The organism is Thiolinea disciformis DSM 14473 (genome assembly GCF_000371925.1).
GTDB classification, from domain to species: domain Bacteria; phylum Pseudomonadota; class Gammaproteobacteria; order Thiotrichales; family Thiotrichaceae; genus Thiolinea; species Thiolinea disciformis.
Window position 1 is genome coordinate 1 of the sequence record NZ_AQVE01000054.1, and the last position, 2,689, is coordinate 2,689.

At 35.3% G+C, this 2,689-nt stretch carries 2 protein-coding genes; one reads left to right on the forward strand and one right to left on the reverse strand.

Annotated features, from left to right (window positions below; genetic code table 11):
- The first annotated feature begins 139 nt into the window (after nucleotides 1-139).
- Complete coding sequence (locus A3IE_RS22970; RefSeq protein WP_157832927.1) at nucleotides 140-1,312, forward strand: InlB B-repeat-containing protein; 1,173 nt, start codon at nucleotides 140-142, stop codon at nucleotides 1,310-1,312.
- A gap of 56 nt (nucleotides 1,313-1,368) precedes the next feature.
- Here A3IE_RS22970 and A3IE_RS23335 read toward each other — a convergent pair whose 3' ends face one another.
- Nucleotides 1,369-2,634 carry an O-antigen ligase family protein gene (locus A3IE_RS23335; RefSeq protein WP_083900693.1) on the reverse strand — a complete coding sequence of 422 codons (1,266 nt, stop codon included), beginning with the start codon at nucleotides 2,632-2,634 and terminating at the stop codon, nucleotides 1,369-1,371.
- Nucleotides 2,635-2,689: the final 55 nt, after the last annotated feature.

Here is a 2,689-nt window from a genome sequence, read left to right on the forward strand (position 1 = left end):
GGTACGGTGGCCATACACACCTCTTCCTCAGATCAAATGCCTTTAACGATAAAGCTCCATCAAAGCGTTTTCAACTCCCTTAAATCACGACCCAGGAAGTGTTTGTAACAACTCCACATCTACTTCTTGTTATTTTGAAATGTCTCAAGTAACGAATGCGACAGCGAATTTCAGAGAACTTTTGCCAAATCGAGTGAAAATTAGCAAAGATGGTCAAGGTTTAGGCAGCATGCGTATTATTAGTCCGACAGCCTTAAGCGAATCAACATTTTCAGCATCAACCCGTCTTATTGAACTTCCCAACGCGACTACTACAATAAAAATTCGAGCAAAGGTTGACACGGGTTATACTTTCTCAAACTGGACAGGATGCGATTCTACGACCAACAATAATCTTGATTGTGAGGTTACTGTTGCAGGAGTGAAAAATGTCATCGCCCATTTTACTCGACCAAATTATAGTCTAACAGTTGGAAGAGCAGGAGCAGGTAGTGGCACTGTAACTAACTATTCCTCTAATACGAGTGGCACTGGTATTGGCGTTATCAATTGTGGTTCTAGTTGTCAAGCAAACTATCCTGCTGGGGAAGTTGCGAAGTTGCAAGCTCACGCTGCTTATGGATCAGCGTTTAACGGATGGGGTACAAATAATTGTGCTATATCGACGAGCACTTTATTAAATAGTTCTTGTGAAACATCACCTGTTTTAACGAATAGAATTATTACGGCTAAGTTTCGCTTACTGAGTGCACGCCGTTTAGAGTTGGGTCGAGCAACTGGTAGTACAGGTACAGGCTATATTAGTAATGTATCGCCTGCAACACCTGTCATTAATTGCCATGGTGGAACATGTATTGCTGAGTATAGTAGTAATACGACGGTCACTCTTAAAGCCATTCCTACTAATGGCTCAATCTTCCCTGCTAACGGTTGGACTGGTTGTACCCCATTGGCTGCACCCAACCAAGATCAATGTACTGTATTCGTTAATGGAGTGAAGCAAGTAACAGCTAAATTTATGGCTACACAATATCAACTTAATGTAACTGTTAATACATCAGGAAGTGGTATAGGCGTAGTTCAGGATTATGATACCAATACCAGCCCCTCAGGCCTTAGCATCATTAACTGCCCAACTTCTGTCTGTAATGCAACATTAAACTCCGGCTCATCTATTCAATTAGTTGCTCAACCACAAGGAAGCTCACAATTTACAGGTTGGACAGGTGCATGTGCCAATTTTAATACAGATACAAATTGCTACTTATTGATGGACTCTTCAAAAAATGTTGGTGCAAACTTTCACCAATAATCTTTAAAATTTGCTAAAGCCTATAGCCCCAGTAGCCACTTATTTAGTGGCTATTTTTATATTAATCTGGGACGTGTCATCGCTGCCCCTAAACCTAAAACTACCCAGAATATGGGTGAAACATGAACAGTACTATCATAAAACATACCGGCTAATAAATAACCTAATACTCCTAGTGTAAGAGCCAGTAGCACAGAATTTTGGTTGGCCTCAAGTCTTTCTTCCAGCAAGAAATGATAAGCTCGATAAAAGAAGATTATCATTATCCCTAAAAAGCTGACCAATCCTAAGCCACCGATATTTAACAGATTTTGTATATAGATATTATGGGGTTTATCCACTAGTACTTTGCTTCTACGATCATCAGGTAAATGGTCGTGATAAAATAATGCAAATGTATCAGGGCCACTACCAATTAAAATATTTTCTGCGCTTATTTCTAAGCTGTTAATCCAAATACCCATTCTGCTTGAAAGGTGGTTTTTATACTTCGCATAAAACCCACCTTGTGTAGAGTTTTTATTGACTGATATAAAGGTTATTATTGAACTAGCTCTTTTTGTAATAGTATTATTAGATAATGTATTTAAAAATAAGAATGCAGAGATAAAGGCTGCTAAGATCAGTAAAAATCTACCAATTTTACTTTTGTATCTGAAAAAGATAATTAATAAAAACATTATTGAAGTGAGTAAAAAGGAAATCCATCCTGCTCTACCTCTAGATGCTAATAAAGCAGTAAAATATATTATTAAAAAAAAGTAAAAATATATACTCCAAAATTTTTTTATTTTTAATGTAAAAAATACAGTGAATATAGGAAGTAATAGTGCGAGAAAATGAGCTAAGTTATTGGAATTATAAAGCGTAGAAAAAGCTTGATTTCTAGGAAAGGTTAGTTTATCAGCTAGAAGGCTATAGTATTCATTTAATATAAAATATTTTACAAATGAAATTTCAAAAATATTAAAACCAAAAAACTGAAATATTCCTATAAGTCCAATGATTACAGATGTAATAGCAGTAAAAATTAGTAGATTTTCTAAGAAAAAAAGATTTGGTTTTTTAAAGTATAAGAATAAAAAAAATACTAAATAGGAATATAAAACTATCAGTCCTTCTCTACGTTCATAAAATCCCCATAAAGCAATATCTTTGTAAGGGGAAAAAATAAAGCTTAAGCTAATGAAAATAAAGTAGATAGTTGTAAATAAAAGCAGCTTATCTTTTTTTAGAAAGATTAATGCGATTTTGAGATTAAATTTCTTGATAAGTAAAAAGGTTAATAGGTCGTGATTTAAGGGAGTTGAAAACGCTTTGATGGAGCTTTATCGTTAAAGGCATTTGATCTGAGGAAGAGGTGTGTATGGCCACCGT